Raw genomic sequence first — 20,660 nt, 5'->3', positions numbered from 1 at the left:
GGGTTGTATATAGTGAATAAAACAGTACAGGAATTAGCAGTATTGCTGGGCGGGACGGTCATCGGCAACGGTGATGCCGTCATTGGTGACGTAAAAAGCTTGGAAGAAGCAGGTCAAAACGATATTACCTTTGCCGTTGATCCGTATACGGAATATTTGCCGCAGGTCCATGCCGGCGCCGTCATTGTCGACAAAGAAGTACCGGCCGGTGATAATACACTGGTCATCGTAGAAAATCCCCGTTTGGCTTTTTCGCAGCTCCTGGTCTTGTTTCACCCCCGTCAGTCGATTACGCCCGGTATTCATCCGACGGCTATCGTCGATGAGACTGCCGTCATCGGGGAAGATGTCTCCATCATGCCGTATGCCGTCATCGGCAAAAATGTTGAAATCGGTAAGGGGTCTGTCATTTATCCCTACGTCTTTTTAGGTGACCATGTCAAAATTGGCGAAGGCTCGGTCCTCTATCCCGGCGCCGTCATCCACGAACACTGCGTCCTCGGCAAAAATGCTGTCATCCGGGCCCATGCCGTCATCGGCGGCGAAGGCTTCGGCTTTGCCACGGAAAAAGGGAAGCATACCCGCATTCCGCAGATCGGAAACGTCATCCTCGGTGACGACGTCGAAATTGGCGCCTGCACCTGCTTGGACAATGCGACCCTGGGGGCGACGAAGGTTGGCAGAGGTACTAAAATCGATAACCTGGTCCACCTGGGGCACAACGTTGAAATCGGTGAAGATTGCTTTATCATTGCCCAGTCCGGCATTGCCGGCAGTACCAAGGCCGGCAATCACGTTATCTTTGCCGGACAGACGGGCTGTACGGGCCACGTTACGATTGGCGACAACGCTGTCTTTGCCGGTAAGTCAGGAATTATCGGCAATATCAAAGGCAATCAGACCTATGCCGGGTTCCCGGCACGGCCTCACATGGAATGGAGCCGCACCCAGGTATTTTTGAAGCATTTACCGGAAATGGCCAAGACCATCAAGGACCTGCAGAAAAAGATTGCCCAGTTAGAACAGAAATTAGAACAGCAGTAAGAGGACAAGTTTATGTACACCTTCATGAAATGTCTGAGCTGGATTATCTGCCATCTTCCTGACGGCTGCTGCCGCAGCCTGGGCATTTTTTTAGGTTCTTTTTTCTGGACTTTTGTCCCGAAAAAACGAAAAGTATTGGCTCAGGAGCAAATTTTGAAATGCGGCATTACCGACGATCCGAACGAGGCCATGGCTATTGCCAAAGCCAGTACCCTTCGCTTTGGTCCTATGATCATAGAAGTCTTACGGTATCCGGTCTATACGAAGGAAACCCTCGATGAGAAAGTCTCCTTCGTCGGCCGCGAGCATTTAGACGCGCTCAAGGAAAGCGGTGACGGAGCCATCATCATGGCTTCCCATGCCGGAAACTGGGAGCTCCTCGGAGCCGTCCTTGCCATGAACGGCTATCCCCTCATTTCCGTGGCTCAGGAGCAGGACAGTCATAGTGCCGATAAGTTCATCAACGAATATCGGGCCATGATGAAGCAGCACGTTACCTATAAGACGGGCATTCGCGATATGGTGAGGCTCCTCCGGGACGGTCACTATATCGGCCTGCTCATGGATCAGGACCCGGGATATACGGGTATCATGGTTAAATTCTTTGGTCTTGATACGCTGACGGCTGACGGGCCGGCCAAGATGTCCGGTATCGCCAACTATCCCATCGTACCTATCTTTATCCGGGAAGACAGGCCGTACCATCACGTCGTTGAAGTACAGCCGCCGCTGCGCCCTTACACGGCAGATCACAAGCTCTCAAAAGAAGAAAAAGAGCGTATTATGTACGAAACGACACAGGAACTCAATGACCGTTTAGAAGCCCATATCCGTCAATATCCGGAAGACTGGTTCTGGTTGCACAATCGCTGGAAATGGACAAAACGTTATAAAGAAAAGCAAGCTGAAAAAGAAGCTGCCCAATAGTGAACTGACCCTCTGACGTCGGATTTTTGGTCCCACGTTAGGGGGTCAGTTCCCAGGCAGCTTCTTTTTTTGGTAAATATTAACAGAATGACGACAAATGTCCGGGAAATATGGTATGATTAACAAAAGAGAATCTTTATACGGAGGAGGCAATATTATGCGCGTTCTTATGTTTTTTATAGCCCTTCTTTGTTTCGTAACGGCAGGGATCCTGGAAATTACCAATATCCCGGGCATTCTTGCTTTAATCGTCGGTCTTGTTGCCCTTCGGTTTGCCTTTCGGGGGAAGAAGTTCAAGCCTAAAGTCGTCGTTTCCAGCGGCAATGAAGAGCTCGACAAACTCAACACCGACCTCTTTAAGCGGGCCGTCGAAGACTTCAATACCCTTGATCGGGAAATGAAGACCTTAAGCGATAAGGAACTGCGTAAGCAGGTTGGCAAGATGCAGGGCATTGCTAAAAATTTTTTGACGTATCTCCAAAGTCATCCGGAACGAATCAGTCTGGCACGCCGCTTCGTCGATTATTACCAAGATCGAGCCATTTTGTTGGTACAAAAGTATAAAGAACTGGAACAGACCGGCCTTGACGCTGCGGAAGTACAGCAGTCTAAGCTTCAGATTAAACGACTCTTGAATAATTTTGATGAAGCCTATGCCGACCAATTTTCTAAGGTCCTCAATGCCCAGCTCATGGACCTCGATGCAGAAATGAAGGTTATGAAGGACAATATGGCTGCCGACGGCTTAAAGCCTGAAATTCCCGAAAGCCGAAAAATTCCGGAACGCAATAATGATTTGGTCAACTCAATCATTGATTTGACGGATAAATTTTTAAATACGAAACGAAAGTAGGGTGTTATTATGGCGGAGATTAATTTGAACGACCTTTTGGATAAAAAACAGTCCGATGAGGGCACTCCCAAAAGTTATGAAAAGAAGGAACTGGTCAATTTTAATCGTCAGGTGGAAACGCTTACAGCCGAAGAACGGAAACAAGTCGATACCATCAAAGAGTCGATAAACTTGGTCACGGCCAATGCCATTGCCCAATACGGCATTGCTGCCCAAAACAATATCGCGTCTTTCTCCAACAGCATCTTATCGACCGTAAAGAGTACTGATCAGACGGCAGCCGGTGACCTTCTCAACGACCTGGTAAAGAAAGTTCACGATTTTGAAGAAGAACAAGATGGCCCTAAGGGATTCTTGGCGAATATCCCTGTCGTCGGGTCCTTATTTAAAAAGGTGCCGGCATTGCAGCAGTCTTATTTGACCTTGTCGGCTCAGATCGACAATATTCAGGCCGGTCTCGACAGGCAGAAGATGATCCTCATGAAGGACGTAGCCATGTTCGACGGGCTGTACGATAAGAATTTGGAATATTTTAAGCAGCTCCAGCTCTACATCCAGGCCGGGGAAGAAAAAATTCAGGAATTGAATGAAACGACGATTCCTCAATTGGAAGCCCAGGCTCAGGCCTCAGACAACCCGATGGCGACACAGGTTGTCCAGGATTTTAAAAATTCTGTCAGCCGCTTTGAAAAGAAGGTTCATGACCTGAAAATCAGTAAGACCATTGCCATTCAGACGGCGCCGCAGATCCGGATCATCCAGGACAATGACAAAATCCTCGTCGATCGGATTCAGAGTGCTATTTATAATACGATCCCCCTGTGGAAGAACCAGATGATCCTGGCCCTCGGTCTTAGTCGGCAGAAGGAAGCCCTCCAGATGCAGCAGGCTGTGTCCAATACGACGAATGACCTCTTAAAGCGCAATGCCGCCATGCTCAAGCAGAATTCTCATGACACGGCCGTTGAAAATGAACGGGCCATCGTCGATATCGAAACGGTAAAACAGGTCAATGACGATTTGATTGCTACCATTGAAGATACGCTTCGCATTCAAAGTGAAGGCCGTCAGAAGCGGCAGGCAGCCGAACAGGAACTGCTTCAGATCGAAGACCGGCTGAAAGATGCACTCCTTAAAGGGGCCGGCCGGAACGATCCCTTATAACCAGCCGAATTTTTTACAGGCCTTTAAAATGCCGCCCTTGTCGTGGTCGTCTGTGATATAGTCGGCTCGCTCTTTGAGGGCCTCCCGGGCGTTGCCCATGGCGATGGCGAAGAATGGCTTTTCGAACATGGTGATGTCGTTGAATCCGTCACCGAATACGACGGCGTCCTCCGGCTTTCCGCCGACGCGGGACAGCATGCGCAGGATGCCGCGGCGCTTATCCGTCGGTTCGATGAGGTATGTATGGTCGATATATTCCAAGTGAGGCAGACCGTATGAATCGGGTTCATCATCTTTTTTCTCCGGCCGGGCGTACATGATTTTATAGACCGTCGTCAACTCGTCGATATCGATGGGTTTGACGACGGTTTTCATATAGTTGCGCGGGTCGGCGTGAGGAAAGGTCTCATAGGGGGTGTAACGATGGATCGTGTTGTCGGTGACGACGGCCCAGGCAAAGCCGCGCCGATCCAATTCGTGTAAAAGGGATTTGCAGTTTTCAAGGGGAAGGCCGGTCATTTCGAACACGTCTCCGTTTAAGGACAAGCTGTTGCCGCCGTCGGCTACGACGGCCGGTATCCCATAGCGGTCGGCAAAGGTCTGAGCATCGTGCTGTAATCTTCCCGAGGCGATGGATACAAAATGGCCGGCCTTCATGAGGCGGCGCAGGCAATAGAGGCTGTCAGCCGGAATGATGCTTGAAATTCCAAGACCCAGGGTCCCGTCAATGTCAAAGAAAAGTATTTTTTAGTCATGATCCTATCCTTTCTATGCGAAATATACAGGCCTTTTTATTATAGCATAATTCTTTTTGGCTATCCTAAATGACAGCCAAGCGAATGAATTCATATTCGAAAAGACATTTTGCCATTGACAGGACAGTCCTTTTTTTACATAATAAAGTGTAAATGTTTATTTATATTTAACGAACCTAAAAAGGAGCGATTTGACTAATGAGCACCATTGATACGACTTGTGTAAATGCCATTCGTGTATTGTCGGCGGATGCAATCCAAAAGGCAAATTCCGGCCATCCCGGACTGCCCTTGGGGGCTGCTCCGATTGCCTATGAACTTTGGGCAAATCACATGAACCACAATGCAAAAGACCCGAAATGGGCGAACCGGGACCGCTTTATCCTCTCAGCAGGCCACGGCTCGATGCTGCTGTATTCGCTGCTTCACTTGTATGGCTACGGCCTTACCCTGGATGATATTAAGCAGTTCCGTCAAGACGGCTCCTTGACACCGGGCCATCCGGAATATGCCCATACGACCGGCGTTGAAGCTACGACGGGTCCTCTCGGTGCAGGCCTTGGCATGGCTGTCGGCATGGCTATGGCCGAAGCTCATTTGGCGGCTGTTTTCAATAAACCGGACTATCCCGTCGTCGACCACTACACCTTTGCTCTTTGCGGCGACGGCTGCCTGATGGAAGGCATTTCGTCCGAAGCCCTTTCTTTGGCCGGAACCCTCGGTCTGTCCAAGTTGGTCATCCTCTATGACAGCAACAATATTTCCATTGAAGGCAACACGGATTTGGCCTTCACGGAAAATGTCCAGGCCCGCATGGCTGCTTTCGGCTTCCAGACGATTACTGTCGAAGACGGAACGGACACGGCTGCTATCGGCAAAGCTATCGAAGAAGCAAAAGCCGATAAAGAACATCCGTCGTTCATTACCATTAAGACCCAGATCGGTTACGGCTGCCCGGCTAAACAGGGTTCTGCCGATGCTCATGGCTCGCCTCTCGGCGAAGAAAACGTCGTCGCTATGAAGAAAAACCTCAACTGGCCGAAGCCGGAAGAAACCTTCTACGTTCCCGACGAAGTCTATGCACATTATGAAGAACTGAGCAAAAAAGCAGCAGCTGCTGAAAGTGATTGGCAGAAACTGTTCGACGCTTACGTGGCTGCTTTCCCGGATATGAAGGCTAAATGGGATGCTTACCATTCCGATATCGATGCCAACGCCCTCTTAAACGATGAAGAATTCTGGGCTTATGAAGATAAACCGCAGGCAACGCGCAGCCTGTCCGGCACGATGATCAACCGCTTGAAAGATCGTATGCCGCAGCTCTTTGGCGGCAGTGCTGACCTGGCTCCGTCGAACAAGACGGAAATGAAGGGCGAAGGTTCCTTCGGCAAAGCCGATTACAGCGGCCGCAACATCCACTTCGGTGTCCGCGAACTGGCTATGGGTGCCATGACCAACGGTCTTGCCCTCCACGGCGGCGTTCGCCCCTATGCCGGTACCTTCTTCGTATTCAGTGATTACATGAAACCGATGATCCGCTTGGCTGCCCTCATGGGACTTCCGACGACGTACGTCCTGACCCACGACAGCATCGGCGTCGGCGAAGACGGCCCGACACATGAACCGATTGAACAGCTGGCTATGCTGCGCTCCATTCCCAACGTCAACGTCTTCCGTCCGGCCGATGCTACGGAAACGGCTGCCGGTTGGTATTTGGCTGTTACCAGCCAGAAGACGCCGACGGCTTTGGTCCTCACGCGTCAGAACCTGCCGCAGCTTTCCGGCAGCAGTAAAGATGCTTTGAAGGGTGCTTACGTCATTGCCGACGCTTCGAAAGCCGTTCCCGATGCCATCATCATGGCCAGCGGCTCTGAAGTTGAATTGGCTGTCAACGCTAAAGCAGAACTGGCTAAGGCCGGTATCGATGTCCGCGTCGTCAGCATGCCCTGCCTCGAACTCTTCGAACAGCAGGATGAAGCCTATAAAGAACAGGTACTCCCGAAAGCCGTACGGGCCCGTGTCGCTGTAGAAGCCGCTTCCGATTTCGGTTGGGGCAAATACGTCGGCCTCGACGGTGCTACGGTTTCCATGAAGTCCTTCGGTGCTTCGGCCCCGGCAGGCACACTGTTTAAAAAATTCGGCTTCACGACAGAAAATGTCGTCGAAACGGTTAAAAAGGTTGTAAAATAAGACCGATTTTCATCGGTGTCATAAAGTCGTTAACAGGTCCTTCCGGGGCCTGCTAAGGTCTTGAAAAGGGGATGCTGTATGGGCAGCAGCCCCTTTTCACATTGTCAAGGCTTGATTTTTCTTGAGTATTTTATTATACTATGTACAAGAAGAAACCCTACTGTGTACGTAAATGGTCTCGATGTTTTGAACCAACACTTTTTACATTGGGAGTTCGGTCTCTATATTGCGAGGCAATGCCTTCACTGGACTGTCGACCCATATAGGAGGACACCCACCTGCTTAGGCAGGCTCAAAACTCGGTTTATAAACGGCATGGTGGGGCTCTTTTCTTGTTCACGAATGTATGTATGTTTCCGCCGCTAAGAACCTCTTGGCGGCGTTCTATTTAGTCTGGAGAGCAAACAAATGAGCGGAGACGATTTATTTTCCATGGCCGATGAACGGAGCGGCAGGGAGTATGCGCCGCTGGCCGTCCGCATGCGGCCTGAATCATTGGATGACGTCTATGGACAGGATGAATTGATAGGTCCGGGGAGTTTCCTTCGGATGATGATCGAACGGGATACGATTCCGTCGCTCTTGTTCTATGGCCCGTCCGGCGTCGGTAAGACGACGCTGGCCCATGTCATCGCAACGGAAACGGACAGCCGCTTTGTGACCTTGAATGCCGTAACCGCCGGGACGGCAGAGCTGCGAAAAGTGATTGCAGCTGCCAAGGAAGCGGTTCATTTATATCAAAAGCGGACGATTCTCTTTATCGATGAAATCCACCGCTTCAATAAGAGTCAGCAAGACGTGCTCCTGCCTTATGTCGAAGACGGGACGGTCATTTTGGTCGGGGCCACGACGGAAAATCCTTATTTTGAAGTCAACCGACCTTTATTATCCCGGCTGCGGGTCATTTCCCTTCAGCCCTTGTCAGAACAGGCCGTCGTGTCTGTGCTGCGCAGGGCCCTGACCGATACGGTGAAGGGATTGGGAAACCTCGGCATTGAAGGCAGCGACGAAATGCTGGGAACCATTGCCCGCCTGGCTGATCGCGATGCCCGCGTCGGCCTTAATCTGTTGGAACAGGTTGCCATGGTCGTTCCTGTCGGCGGGAAGTTGACACAGGAAGCCATCGAAAAAGTAGCCGGTCATAAGGTGTATACCTATGATAAGAAAGGCGATGCCCATTATGATACGGTATCGGCCTTTATAAAAAGCATGCGCGGTTCTGATCCCGATGCGGCCCTGCATTACCTGGCCCGCATGATCGAAGCCGGCGAGCAGCCGTCCTTTATTGCCCGCCGCCTGGTCATCTGTGCTGCTGAAGACGTCGGCCTTGCCGATCCCCAGGCCTTGGTCATCGCCAATGCAGCGGCCCAAGCCGTTCAATTTGTCGGCTGGCCTGAAGGACGGATCATCTTGTCGGAAGCCGTCATCTATGTTGCCTGTGCACCCAAGAGCAACAGCGCTTACCTTGCTGTCGATGCGGCCCTCAGCGATGTGCGCCGTAAAGACTGCGGCGACATTCCGGCTCATTTGCGGGACAGTCATTACAGCGGAGCCGCCAAGTTGGGGCACGGTATAAATTATCAGTATCCTCACGATTTTGACGGCGCCTGGGTCGATCAGCAGTATTTGCCGGAGGCCCTGAAAGGTGCGTCGTATTATCAGGAAAGACCTTATGGCCATGAAAAAGATATGGCCGCTGCCTGGCATAAACGCCGCAGTGACAAGTAATCTATTAGTGGAAGGTGAACTATTTTGGCAAACGGAAGGACCCCTAAAAGCCCCCGCCGCAAGCGGACGACCCGGCGGACTCGGACTGCCAAACGGGCAGAGAAGTCGCCCCTTTTAAAATATGAGATTATCGGTATTTTCTGCATCTTATTCGGCGTCTTCGCGACCGTCGGGTTTATGGGCATCGATACCGGTCGTATCGGACATAATGTGGACAATGTCTTATCGTATATCTTTGGCTTGGGACGGATTGTCGTCAGCCTGTCTTTGGTCGTTCTGGGGCTGAAGTATATTGTCGTTCGCAAGGCCTGCCCCGTATCGCGGTCCTGGCTCATCGGCACTTGGATTTATGTGCTCCTTTTGGGGCTTATTCATTTGTTGGTCATTCCGGAAGGGACGGAATTCCTGCCGTCCAGCTTGTCTGTCGGAGGAGGTATCATCGGGGCCGTCGTATCCTCGGTGCTGCAGCAGTTTCTCGGCTTTTTTGGGGCCTTTATGGCCATTGTGGGAGCGGCTATCGTTACCTTTCTGATTTGGAAGAATTGGTCGATTTCTCAACCTGTAGCCGTCGTAGCCGATAAGGCCGGCCAGGAAGCGGCCCGCGTTTCCGGAAAAGCCGTCGAAGGCCTGCAGGATGCCTCCCAGTCCCTGCGCCAATGGCATGAAAAGCGGAAGATTTTCGATTTTCAAGCTCTTGATCAGGCTCCCAAGGAAGAGCCGGACAAGGCACCGACTGCCGTTCCGGAAGCACAGCCCGAGGGCATTCAGATTTCCGATGCCCGGGATCTTGGAAACGGCGTTGAAGAAGTCAGCTTTGATTCTCGTCCTATCGAGGAAAACCTGTCTTCCGAAGAGGCAGATGATTATTGGGATAACATCCTTGAACAGGGCGTAGACGATATGGAAGAGGCTCCCGATTACAGTCAGATCCATGAAACCGTCGTTTCCGATGCGGAACCGACGGCGCACGACGTTCAGCCGACCAAGGCTCCATCCTTAGCCGAAGAACGGGATGTCCTCAGCCACGATATGGACGATATCAAACCGATTGAAGTCGAACAGAGCAGTGTAGCTGTCGAACTCAGTGATGAAGGCAGCAGTGCCGTGCCTAAAGCGGAGGGCAAGAAATTGTACCGCCTGCCGTCTGTTTCCATTCTGAAGCCAGGTCCCCAGCATACGGTCGGTCTCAGTGATGAAGTTCGGGAAAATGCTGCTATTTTAAAAGAAACCCTGCAGAGCTTCAACATCGATGCCAAGATTTTAAATGCCAGCCAGGGGCCGTCCATTACACGCTATGAACTGGAACCGGCTGCCGGTGTCAAGGTCAGTAAAATTGTCCACTTGGCCGATGACATTGCCCTTAAATTGGCAGCGACGGATATCCGTATCGAAGCGCCGATTCCCGGCAAGGCTGCCGTTGGCATTGAAGTGCCGAATAAGAAACTGACCGGCGTCAACCTGCGCGACGTCATCGAAAGTGAAACCTTCCAAAAGGCCGCAAGAGGCGTTCCTGTCTGCTTGGGGAAAGATATTGCCGGCAATCCCATCGTAGCCGATTTGACCAAGATGCCGCACCTTCTGGTGGCAGGGTCTACGGGTTCCGGGAAGAGTGTCTGCATCAATACCTTCATTGCCAGCATCCTCTTTAAGCAGCGGCCGGAAGATGTAAAATTGATCCTCATCGATCCGAAAGTCGTTGAATTATCAAACTACAACGGAATTCCTCATTTGCTGACCCCGGTCGTGACCGATCCCAAGAAGGCTGCCAGTGTCCTGCGCTGGGCCGTTCGCGAAATGGATGACCGTTACAAGCGATTTGCCCTCACCCATACGAGGGATATTTCTCGTTATAACGAACTTCATCCTGAGGAAACGATGCCCTTTATCGTCATCATCATCGACGAATTGGCTGACCTCATGATGATGGCCTCCGATGACGTCGAAAAGTCGATCATCCGCCTGGGCCAGAAAGCCCGTGCCTGCGGCATGCACTTAGTCCTGGCCACGCAGCGTCCGTCGGTAGACGTCCTGACCGGCCTTATTAAGGCCAATGTGCCCAGCCGTATTGCCTTTGCCGTATCGAGTCAGGTCGATTCTCGGACGATCCTGGACATGGCCGGCGCCGATAAACTCATCGGTAAAGGGGATATGCTCTTTTATCCGCTCGGTGCTTCCAAACCGCTTCGCGTCCAAGGAGCCTTTATTTCCGATTCGGAAATCGACGAGATGGTCGAATTTATCAAGGGGCAGGACGGACCTCATTACGACGAGTCGGTCCAAAAGGCACAGTCTGAAAACGCCGAAGACAGCGTCGATTTTTTTGAAGATGACCTCATGCGTCAGGCCATCGATATGGTTCTCGAGACCGGCCAGGCTTCAACGTCTATGCTCCAGCGCCGCTTCCGCATCGGCTATACGCGGGCTGCCCGCATGATCGATATGATGGAAGCTATGCACATCGTCGGCCCCAATAACGGCAGTAAGCCGCGGGATATTTTGATGACTGCCGACGAAGTCCAACAGAAGTATTTGGGCTGAACCCCTGTACCCTTTGTCGTATCTGTTATATAATAAAGGATACGATTATAGTAAATAGGGAGAGAAAGACAGTGAAGGAATCTTCGATCGGTGACGTATTACGATTAGCGAGAGAACAACAGGGTCTGACCTTACAAGACGTATCGGAGGCCCTCAATATAAAGCGGGAATACTTGGAAGCCTTGGAAGCCAATGAATATGATGCCATTCCCGGCGCCGTATTCGTCAAAGGCTTTATCCGAAACTACGGCAATTTTTTGGAACTGGACGGCATTGCCTTGGTCCAAGAATATAAGGCCTCCGTTGAAGAACGGACGCCAAGACCCGAAGTGCGGACCATCGTTCCTGCCAAACATCAAAAAAATAGGAAAGACAGTAAGAAGAAAAAGACGCGGCAGGGAAATTGGCCGGAAATTACGATTGTGGCCGGCATCATCATTTTTCTGTTGCTCATCATTTGGATTTTAATGTAAATAAGGAGCCATATGCGCGAGAATTTCTTAGTAACCAGTCGGGATGATATGAAAAGACGCGGCTGGGATCAACTTGATTTTGTCTACATCAATGGCGACGCCTATGTCGATCACCCCGGTTTTGCCGCAGCCCTTATCGGCCGCGTCCTCGAAAGCCGGGGCTATCGTGTCGGCCTGATTTCCCAGCCTGACTGGCACAGTGCAGACGCCTTTAAAGCCTTAGGCCGTCCGCGGCTGGCCGCTTTGATTACGGCAGGCAACCTCGATTCCATGCTCAATGAAAAAACGGCGGCTCGAAAGTTCCGCAGTCGCGACAGTTATTCACCGGGTGGGGAAACGGGGCATCGGCCGGAACGGGCGACGATTGTCTATGCCAATCGCATGCGCGAGGCCTATAAAGACGTGCCCCTCATCATCGGCGGTATCGAGGCCAGCCTGCGCCGCTTTGCTCATTATGACTACTGGTCCGATAAGGTGCGCCATTCGATACTCCTCGACAGCAAGGCCGATATCCTCAGTTATGGCATGGGGGAACACTCCATTGTAGAAATCGCCGATGCCCTGGCTGAAGGTAAGTCCGTCGCTGAGATGTACGACATCCGCGGCATCTGCTACGTGACCGGGAAACCGCCTATTTCGGACAAGACCGTCGTCTGCCCGTCTTATGAAGAGGTCCGGGCCGATAAAGCGGCTTTTGCCAAGGCTTTTAAAATGCAGTATGAAGAGCAGGATCCTTTTTACGGAAAGACCATCATCCAGCCGTCAGAAAACCGCTTCGTCGTCCAGACGCCGCCGGCACTGCCCCTTTCGACGGAAGAGATGGATGCCATTTACGAGCTGCCCTTTCAGCGTCGCTGGCATCCTGATTACGATGCTGCCGGTGGGGTTCCGGCTTTGCAGGAAGTACAGTTCAGCCTGACCAGTCAGCGCGGCTGTTTCGGCCACTGTCATTTCTGCGCCATTGCCAGCCACCAGGGACGCATCATCCAGCACCGCAGCCAGGAATCCCTCGTTCGCGAGACCGAACGGATGACGAAGCTTCCGGGCTTTAAAGGCTATATCCACGACGTCGGCGGTCCGACGGCCAACTTTCGTCACGTGGCTTGTCAAAAGCAACTGACTGACGGCGTCTGCCGCAATCGCCACTGTATCGGCAGTGAAACCTGTCAGAACCTCAATACGTCCCATGACGATTATCTGCAGCTCCTGCGGAAAATTCGTCATGTAAAAGGCGTGAAGAAGGTCTTCGTTCGCTCCGGCCTTCGCTATGATTACGTATTGGCCGACGGCAACAAAGAATTCGTTAAAGAACTCTGCCAGTATCACGTCAGCGGTCAGCTGAAAGTCGCGCCGGAACACGTCGTCAAACACGTGACCGACCTCATGGGAAAGGCCGATGTCAACGCATTTCTGACCTTTAAGGACTGGTTCGATGAAGCCAATCGGGAACTGGGCAAGAAACAGTACTTGGTCCCCTATTTCATGTCCAGTCATCCGGGCTGTACCTTAAAAGATGCCGTAGCCCTGGCCGAATTTCTGCGGGACATGCATATGCAGCCTGAACAGGTCCAGGATTTTATCCCGACGCCGGGCAGTTTGTCGACGGCCATGTATTATACCGGTATCAATCCCTTGACCGGGCAAAAGGTCTACGTGGCTCGCAGGGCAGAAGAAAAGCAGATGCAGCGGGCCCTTATGCAGTACAAGAACCCGGCGAATTATGATATTGTCTATAAGGCCTTATGCCTGGCGGGCCGTCGTGACCTCATCGGTTACGGGCCGAAGTGCCTCATTGCACCACGGCGTCATCAAAGTCAGTCAGGCCGTCCGCTCGGCAGCGGCCGCCATGGCCGTTCGCCTGTCCGTTCCGGACAAAGGCGGAAGGATTTGAATCGAACTAGAAAATTCAGGTGAATACAATGAAGAAATACGTGCCTTTTGTCGTGCTCAGCGTCTTCGTCATCTTACTGTTGGGTCTGGCGTGGCCCATCTTGATGAAGCACCAGCAGGAAGAAGCACAACGGGCTTATGAAGCCGGCCGTCATCTCGTCATCTTTTCGGATTTGCCCCAGGATGTCAATGACGGTTTGGCCCGAGAATTTTATAAGCAGAAGCATTTGCGGGTGCAGATTTATTCTAAGACCGACAGCGATATGCGCCAGTCGCTGGGGAATATCAACGGTCCTAAGCCGGATATCCTCATCGCTTCGGAAGATGATTTGCGCACGCAAAAGCAAAATGGCATTCTCCAGCCGTATGAGTCGGCCTATACCGACAATATCCCGTCGTCCATGAAAGATGTCGATGGCATGTGGAGCGGTTTATGGTACAATCCGATGGTCTTTGTCGTCAGTCAATCTTATTATGAACGGCGAGGCCAGCTCCTTTCTACTTGGGATGACCTGTTGACCGATCCTCAGATGCTGCTGGCCTTTCCGGACCTGGCTGCCATGGATATGGCCGGCGAATTCCTCTGTTCTTTCGTAGAGATGAAGGGCCTCGATGAAAGTGAACGCTATCTGCGTGCCTTGCAAAGTCACGTCGCTTCCTATTCGAAATCGATGTCGGTTAACGTCCGCCGCGTTGCCAGCGGGGAAGCCGATATCGGCGTAGCCGATGCTTCGTCTGCCAAGCAGTATCGAAATGACGGAGCGCCTATTTATATCATCTATCCCCAAGACGGCACGTCGTACTGGCTGACGGGGATAGCTGTCACTAATTGGTGCGAAGACGGAGAATTAGCCAATGCTTTTGCCGATTGGATCTATTCTCCGGAGGCTAATGCCGTCTTACAGCAAAAGCACATTTTTATGAGCGATGCCCTGCCGCAGGCTCAGCCTGAGCTCGACGCCAACGGACGGGGACTCGTCTTATTCCCGGTAAAAAAATTATATTCTGATGAAGGCCGCCGCAGTTTACAGTCATGGTGGATCAAATCAATTCGCTTCGGAAAGGAAAAATAACGATACATGGAAAAGATCGGATTTGTCAGCTTAGGCTGTTCTAAAAATCTCATCGATACAGAAGTCATGCTGGGCATCCTCCGCGACCGCCACATGGAGATCACAGAGAATCTCTCCCAGTCTGACATTATTATCGTCAATACCTGTACCTTTATTGAAAAGGCAAAGCAGGAATCCATCGATACCATCTTGCAGGCAGCCCGCTATAAAACGGAGGGCAACTGCAAGATTCTCATCGTAACGGGCTGCCTCAGCCAGCAGTATAAAGAAGAACTGATGAAGGAAATGCCGGAAATCGACGCCCTCTTGGGTACCGGTTCATGGGACCGCATCTGGGAAGCCATCGATACCGTCAAAAAGGGCCGTAAAGCCTGCTTCATCGACGATGTCAGTCATTTGTACGATCAGCATACGAGCCGCATGCGGACGACGCCGACGTATAGTGCCTATGTAAAAATCGGCGAAGGCTGCAACAACGGCTGCTCTTTCTGCATTATTCCTCACGTTCGGGGGAAATTGTACAGTCGTCCCATCGAATCGATTGTAGCTGAAGTGCAGCAGCTGGCTGCCGACGGCGTAAAGGAAATCAACCTCATTGCCCAGGATACGACGAGTTACGGCGTCGATATTGCCGGCCACTCCCTGCTGCCGGATCTCCTGCGTCAATTGGTTCCCATCGAAGGCATCCGCTGGATCCGTCTGTTCTATCTCTATCCCCATTACTTTACGGATGAATTGATGGATCTCATCGTGAAGGAAGATAAAATCTGTCCCTATGTCGATTTGCCGCTCCAACACATTGCCGAACCGGTCCTGCGCCGCATGAACCGCCGCGATTCGGAAGACGATGTGCGCCGCCTCATTAAAAAACTGTGCAGTCACGGCCGCAAGCTTACCCTGCGCTCGACCTTTATCGTCGGGTTCCCCGGTGAAACGGAAGCTGAATTCCAGGCTCTCTGCGACTTTGTAAAGGAAACAGAATTTGATGACGTCGGCGTCTTTACCTATTCTCAGGAAGAAGGGACGCCGGCGGCCACCATGGACGGCCAGATCCCGGAAGAGATAAAAGAAGAACGCTATCACCAGCTCATGGCCATCCAGGCCAAGGTGTCGGAAATCCGCAACCAAGAACTGGAAGGTTCGGTGCATACGATGTTAGTCGAAAAAGTAGAACAAGAAAAAGGTGTGACCCAAGCCGTCGGACGCATTGAAATCCAGGCGCCCGATGTCGATGGCCTGACCTATTTGGAAGATGCGGAGGGTGTACAGCCCGGGGACATGATCCCGGTCCGCATTGCCCAGGGCTTTGCCTATGATCTCGTGGCTGAACGGCTCGATTAACCGAGGTGATTGGGAATGATAGTAGAACTTGTTACGACGGGCTCTGAATTATTGCTGGGTGAAATTACCAATTATAATTCGGCCTACTTATCGAAACAGCTCAATGAAATGGGATACTTCGTCGTCTATCATACGACGGTCGGCGATAACCCGAAGCGTATGAAAGACGTCTTGAAGACGGCCCTTTCCCGGGCCGATATCGTCATTACGACGGGCGGCCTCGGGCCGACACAAGGCGACATGACCAAGATTATCGGTGCCGAATTGATGAATTGCCCCCTGGTTTATGACCCGGCCATTGCCGATGCGGTCCAGGCCTGGGTGACAGCCCATCACGGTACGGTGACGATGACCGAAAACCAGAAGCGTCAGGCCATGATTCCTGAAGGCGCTGATGTCTTTGACAACGAGGCCGGCACCGCGCCGGGCGTTGCCATGCAGGGCGGTGGCAGGACCTTGGTCCACTTGCCGGGACCGCCCAGTGAAATGCGATGGATGTATGAAAATCGGCTGAAACCCTGGCTTCTTCAGACTTTTGGCAGCCAAGGGTCCATCCGCTCTCTCTATATCAAGATTTATGATATGGGTGAAGCTTTTATTGAAGAACGGCTGATGGATCTCGTCAAAGACCAGTCGAATCCGACCTTGGCCATGTACGCCCGCCCGGGATTCGTCGAAGTCCGCCTCACGGCCCGCGCCGACAGTGAAGAACAGGCCGAGGAGCTTCTCTTACCGCTCGAAGAAGAAGTACGCCGCCGTCTCAATGACCAAATCGTCAGTTTTAATGATGAAACGATGGCTGACGTCCTGGGACGAGAAGTCCGTCAGGCGGGCTATATCGTCAGTGCGGCCGAATCCTGTACGGGAGGCTTGGTCGGGTCCCTTATTACAGATGTCCCCGGTGCTTCCGACTATTTTCGCGGTTCGGCCGGAACGTACTGCAATGAAATGAAAGAGAAACTCCTCGGTGTCTCTCATGAGACACTGGAACGATATACGGCCGTCAGCTCGGAAACCGCTGCTGAAATGGCGGACGGAAGCCGCCGCCTTTATGGGAGCGACATCGCTGTCAGCACGACGGGCATTGCCGGACCCGGCGGCGGTACGGAAGAACAGCCTGTAGGCCTTGTCTATACCGGCGTCAGCGGCCCTTGGGGGACTTTGGTCCACCGTGACGTCTATCACGGGGGCCGTGCTGAAATCAAGCGCCGAGCTGCCGTACGGGCCATCTATTATGTAGTGCGCTATCTTGTGAACCATAAAAACAAATAACCGTTAGGAGGAATGATTTTGGACGCGAAACAGACAGCACTTGAAAATGCAATGCGCAAGATTGAAAAAGACTTTGGTAAGGGCGCTATCATGCGCCTCGGCGACATTGCTGACAAGATGAACTTAGAAGTTATCTCCTCGGGTTCCCTGGCCGTCGACTTGGCCGTCGGCGTCGGCGGATATCCCCGGGGACGAGTCATTGAAATCTATGGCCCCGAATCGTCCGGGAAGACGACCCTGGCCCTGCACGCCATTGCGTCAGCCCAGAAGAACGGCGGCATTGCAGCCTTTATCGATGCTGAACACGCCCTCGATCCGGTCTATGCCCGCCATCTCGGCGTCGATACGAACGAGCTGCTCATTTCCCAGCCGGATAACGGCGAACAGGCCCTTGAAATTACGGAAGAACTCGTCCGCAGCGGTGCCGTCGACGTCATCGTCGTCGACTCCGTAGCCGCCTTGGTTCCGAAAGCCGAAATCGAAGGCGAAATGGGCGACTCCCACGTCGGCCTCCAGGCCCGCCTCATGAGCCAGGCTTTGCGTAAATTGACGGGGATCATTTCCAAGTCGAAGGCCATGGTCATCTTCATCAACCAGCTCCGTGAAAAAGTCGGCGTCATGTTCGGCAACCCGGAAACGACGACCGGCGGCCGGGCTTTGAAATTCTATGCCTCTATCCGCATGGAAATTCGTAAAGGGGAAGCTATCAAATCCGGCGGCGATGTCATCGGCAACCGAGCTCGGGTCAAAGTCGTCAAAAATAAAGTGGCACCGCCCTTTAAACACTGCGAATTCGATATCATGTACGGTCAGGGCATTTCCCGTGAAGGGACGGTCCTTGACTTGGGCACGTCCATGGATATTATTGAAAAGAGCGGCACCTGGTACTCTTACAAAGGAGAACGACTGGGACAAGGCAAGGAAAATGTCAAGATTTTCATGAAGGAACATCCGGAAATCACGGACGAAGTCGAAAAGATCATTCGCGATACCCTGGCGGCAGAACCGGAAAAATTCGACGATGTCATGGATGAAGAACTGATGGAATCGGCCGCTGAAGCCGTACCGGAAAGCGACGAAGCGGAATAAATGACCTATAGTGAGGCCTATGAAAAAGCCCTGCAGCTGCTCAATGTCCGCTTCTTAAGTGAAGGCGAACTGCGCACCAAGCTGCGGCGACGGGACGTCAGAGACGACGTCATCGACGAAGTAATGGCTATGCTGAAAGAGGAACACTTCATCGATGATGACCGCCTGGCTCGTCAGGTCTATGCCTACTATGTACGGAAAAAGCAGTACGGCCATCTGTATATCGCCAATTGCCTTCGACGCCGTCAACTGACGGTGCCGGACGATATTGAACGTCCTGATGAATACACCTTGGCAGAAAATCTTGCCGAGCGAAAGTTTTCCCGCCGGTACGATGAAAAGAGAAAGGCGGCGCGATATCTCCAATACCGCGGTTTTTCTCCCTCCGTCATCGCCGAAGTCATCGCTTCCTTTACGGTTGGCGACGAGGGTTGACAATCGGTCAAAATAGGGTCGGAGACGCCAAGTCCATCTTGACATTGATATGAAAAAAAATTACAATTAAAGGAGCCGGTTTGATACACTGGTCCATATTTTGCATAATTGTAGGTTTTTTGAACATGAAGTAAATTTTACATACTCATAAAAAAAGCCGGACGGTAAGTTCGGCTTTTTTTTGTGAAGGGGAGGTGAATTTGTTACTATGCTGACTACTACTATGGCTGCTGTCGTAGCCATTGTTTGTATCCTCATCGGCGTCGGTGCCGGTTATGTCTATCGCAAGAAAATTGCTGAAGGCAAAATCGGCCAGGCTGAAGTCGAAGCGCAGCGGATCATTGCCACAGCCCAGCAGAATGCGGAAGCTCGCAAAAAAGAACTGGTCCTTGAAGGCAAGGAAGAAATCCATAAACTGCGAAGCGATGCCGAGCGGGAGAACAAGGAACGTCGCACGGAATTACAGCGCTTTGAACGGCGTTTGATGCAAAAAGAAGAACATTTAGACAAAAAGTCCGATTCCATGGAAAAGAAGGAAGACGTCTTGCAGCGCAAAGAAGAAGAAGTGACGCGCATGCAGGAAAAAGTCGAAGCCATTCACGAACAGAAGATGGCCGAATTGGAACGGATTTCCGGCTTGACTTATGAAGATGCTAAAGAACTGCTTTTGAACAACGTTCAAAGTGAAGTAAAACATGAAACGGCACAGATGATCAAGATGCTTGAAGAACAGGCTCATGAAGAGGCCGAAAGCAAGGCTCGGGAAATTATTTCCGTGGCTATCCAACGCTGTGCTGCCGACCATGTCGCTGAAACGACGGTGTCTGTCGTGTCCCTGCCGAACGATGAAATGAAGGGCCGTATCATCGGCCGTGAAGGGCGAAACATCCGGGCTATTGAAATGCTCACCGGTGTCGACCTCATCATCGACGATACGCCGGAAGCCGTCATCTTGTCGTGCTTCGATCCGATCCGTCGGGAAATCGCCCGCATTGCCTTAGAAAAACTGATTGCCGACGGCCGTATTCATCCGGCACGGATTGAAGAAATGGTCGAAAAGGCTCGTAAAGAAATCAACCAGAAGATCCGCGAAGCCGGTGAACAGGCGACGTATGAAGCCGGGGTTCACGGACTCCATCCGGAACTCATTAAGATTCTCGGCCGCTTGCGCTACCGCACCAGCTATGGCCAGAATGTACTGCGCCATTCTATCGAAGTTTCCCAGCTGGCAGGCATTATGGCTGCTGAATTGGGGGTCGATGAAAAGCTGGCTAAGCGAGCCGGCTTGATTCACGATATCGGGAAAGCCTTGGACCACGAACTGGAAGGGACACACGTCTCTATCGGTGTCGAAATCGCCAAGAAATACGGCGAATCGAAGCTGGTTGTCAACGGCATTGCCGCCCATCACGGCGATGAAGAAGCACAGAGTGTGGAAGCCGTCTTGGTCGCTGCTGCTGACGCTGTATCGGCCGCTCGCCCGGGCGCCCGTCGGGAAACGTTGGAAAACTATCTGAAACGCTTGACGAAGCTCGAAGAAATTGCTGAGTTCTTTGATGGTGTCGAAGACTGCTTTGCCATCCAGGCCGGACGTGAAATCCGGGTCATGGTCAAACCGGATAAATTGGATGAATCCGATTGTGTCCTCTTGACCCATGACATCATTAAACGTATTGAAGCTGAACTGGAATATCCGGGACAGATTAAAGTTGTCGTCATTCGCGAAACGCGGATGGTCGATTATGCAAAATAACCTTATATGACTTGCAGGGCCGCCGTATAGGCGGCCTTTTGCATGATGCGGCAAGGCGTAGAAGCACGGATCGAAATGTCAGGCCGAATTGTCTCGAGTGTCCTAATTGGTATTGCAATTAACCCTGAAAAAATA

Annotated in this window: 16 protein-coding genes and 1 other RNA gene; 16 read left to right on the top strand and 1 reads right to left on the bottom strand. The window is 51.9% G+C overall.

Annotated elements, in window-relative coordinates:
* Nucleotides 1-12: 12 nt before the first annotated feature.
* From lpxD to TX77_RS02600, 4 genes are all read left to right on the top strand, one after another.
* Nucleotides 13-1,044, top strand: a complete 1,032-nt coding sequence (gene lpxD / locus TX77_RS02615) for a UDP-3-O-(3-hydroxymyristoyl)glucosamine N-acyltransferase (RefSeq protein ID WP_044503264.1) — start codon at nt 13-15, stop codon at nt 1,042-1,044.
* A 12-nt stretch (nt 1,045-1,056) separates the two neighbouring features.
* The gene (locus tag TX77_RS02610; protein ID WP_044503263.1) at nt 1,057-1,971 is read left to right on the top strand and encodes a lysophospholipid acyltransferase family protein; all 915 of its coding nucleotides are present in this window, start codon (nt 1,057-1,059) and stop codon (nt 1,969-1,971) included.
* A gap of 157 nt (nt 1,972-2,128) precedes the next feature.
* Nucleotides 2,129-2,824, top strand: coding sequence for a 5-bromo-4-chloroindolyl phosphate hydrolysis family protein (locus TX77_RS02605; RefSeq protein ID WP_044503262.1), 696 nt, complete (start codon nt 2,129-2,131; stop codon nt 2,822-2,824).
* 9 nt (nt 2,825-2,833) lie between these two features.
* Entirely contained in the window at nt 2,834-3,988 is a 1,155-nt protein-coding gene (locus tag TX77_RS02600) for a toxic anion resistance protein (protein WP_044503261.1), read from the top strand.
* On the opposite strand, the gene TX77_RS02595 is transcribed toward TX77_RS02600, so the two are convergent.
* On the bottom strand, nt 3,983-4,681 hold the full coding sequence (locus tag TX77_RS02595) for an HAD hydrolase family protein (RefSeq protein WP_420891007.1): 699 nt from the start codon (nt 4,679-4,681) through the stop codon (nt 3,983-3,985). The genes TX77_RS02600 and TX77_RS02595 overlap by 6 nt on opposite strands.
* Nucleotides 4,682-4,941: 260 nt before the next feature.
* On the opposite strand from TX77_RS02595, the gene tkt reads away from it, so the two are divergent.
* The 12 genes from tkt to rny all read left to right on the top strand — a co-directional run bounded on the left by tkt (nt 4,942) and on the right by rny (nt 20,525).
* The gene (tkt, locus tag TX77_RS02590) at nt 4,942-6,933 is read left to right on the top strand and encodes a transketolase (protein ID WP_044503259.1); all 1,992 of its coding nucleotides are present in this window, start codon (nt 4,942-4,944) and stop codon (nt 6,931-6,933) included.
* Nucleotides 6,934-7,084: 151 nt separating this feature from the next.
* Nucleotides 7,085-7,262, top strand: a non-coding RNA gene (ssrS, locus tag TX77_RS13130) — 6S RNA.
* A gap of 79 nt (nt 7,263-7,341) precedes the next feature.
* Entirely contained in the window at nt 7,342-8,661 is a 1,320-nt protein-coding gene (locus TX77_RS02585; RefSeq protein WP_044503258.1) for a replication-associated recombination protein A, read from the top strand.
* A 24-nt stretch (nt 8,662-8,685) separates the two neighbouring features.
* On the top strand, nt 8,686-11,199 hold the full coding sequence (locus TX77_RS02580) for an FtsK/SpoIIIE family DNA translocase (RefSeq protein WP_044503257.1): 2,514 nt from the start codon (nt 8,686-8,688) through the stop codon (nt 11,197-11,199).
* Nucleotides 11,200-11,270: 71 nt separating this feature from the next.
* Nucleotides 11,271-11,672: a helix-turn-helix domain-containing protein gene (locus TX77_RS02575; RefSeq protein WP_081651679.1), complete on the top strand. Its 402-nt coding sequence runs from the start codon at nt 11,271-11,273 to the stop codon at nt 11,670-11,672.
* Nucleotides 11,673-11,720: 48 nt separating this feature from the next.
* Nucleotides 11,721-13,586 carry a YgiQ family radical SAM protein gene (locus tag TX77_RS02570; RefSeq protein WP_044503313.1) on the top strand — a complete coding sequence of 622 codons (1,866 nt, stop codon included), beginning with the start codon at nt 11,721-11,723 and terminating at the stop codon, nt 13,584-13,586.
* Between the two features lie 5 nt (nt 13,587-13,591).
* Nucleotides 13,592-14,635: an ABC transporter substrate-binding protein gene (locus tag TX77_RS02565; RefSeq protein ID WP_044503256.1), complete on the top strand. Its 1,044-nt coding sequence runs from the start codon at nt 13,592-13,594 to the stop codon at nt 14,633-14,635.
* A gap of 6 nt (nt 14,636-14,641) precedes the next feature.
* Nucleotides 14,642-15,976 (top strand): 30S ribosomal protein S12 methylthiotransferase RimO, encoded by a 1,335-nt coding sequence (rimO, locus tag TX77_RS02560; RefSeq protein ID WP_044503255.1) that lies wholly within the window; start codon nt 14,642-14,644, stop codon nt 15,974-15,976.
* A gap of 15 nt (nt 15,977-15,991) precedes the next feature.
* Nucleotides 15,992-17,248 (top strand): competence/damage-inducible protein A, encoded by a 1,257-nt coding sequence (locus TX77_RS02555; protein WP_044503254.1) that lies wholly within the window; start codon nt 15,992-15,994, stop codon nt 17,246-17,248.
* A 12-nt stretch (nt 17,249-17,260) separates the two neighbouring features.
* Entirely contained in the window at nt 17,261-18,337 is a 1,077-nt protein-coding gene (gene recA, locus TX77_RS02550; protein WP_195891155.1) for a recombinase RecA, read from the top strand.
* Entirely contained in the window at nt 18,338-18,772 is a 435-nt protein-coding gene (locus TX77_RS02545) for a regulatory protein RecX (protein ID WP_044503252.1), read from the top strand.
* 208 nt (nt 18,773-18,980) lie between these two features.
* Nucleotides 18,981-20,525: a ribonuclease Y gene (gene rny, locus TX77_RS02540; protein WP_044503251.1), complete on the top strand. Its 1,545-nt coding sequence runs from the start codon at nt 18,981-18,983 to the stop codon at nt 20,523-20,525.
* Nucleotides 20,526-20,660 lie beyond the last annotated feature (135 nt).

This window comes from Megasphaera massiliensis (genome assembly GCF_000455225.1).
Lineage (GTDB): Bacteria > Bacillota > Negativicutes > Veillonellales > Megasphaeraceae > Megasphaera > Megasphaera massiliensis.
Note: the sequence above shows the minus strand (reverse complement) of the source record. Positions and strands in the feature narration are given on the sequence as shown.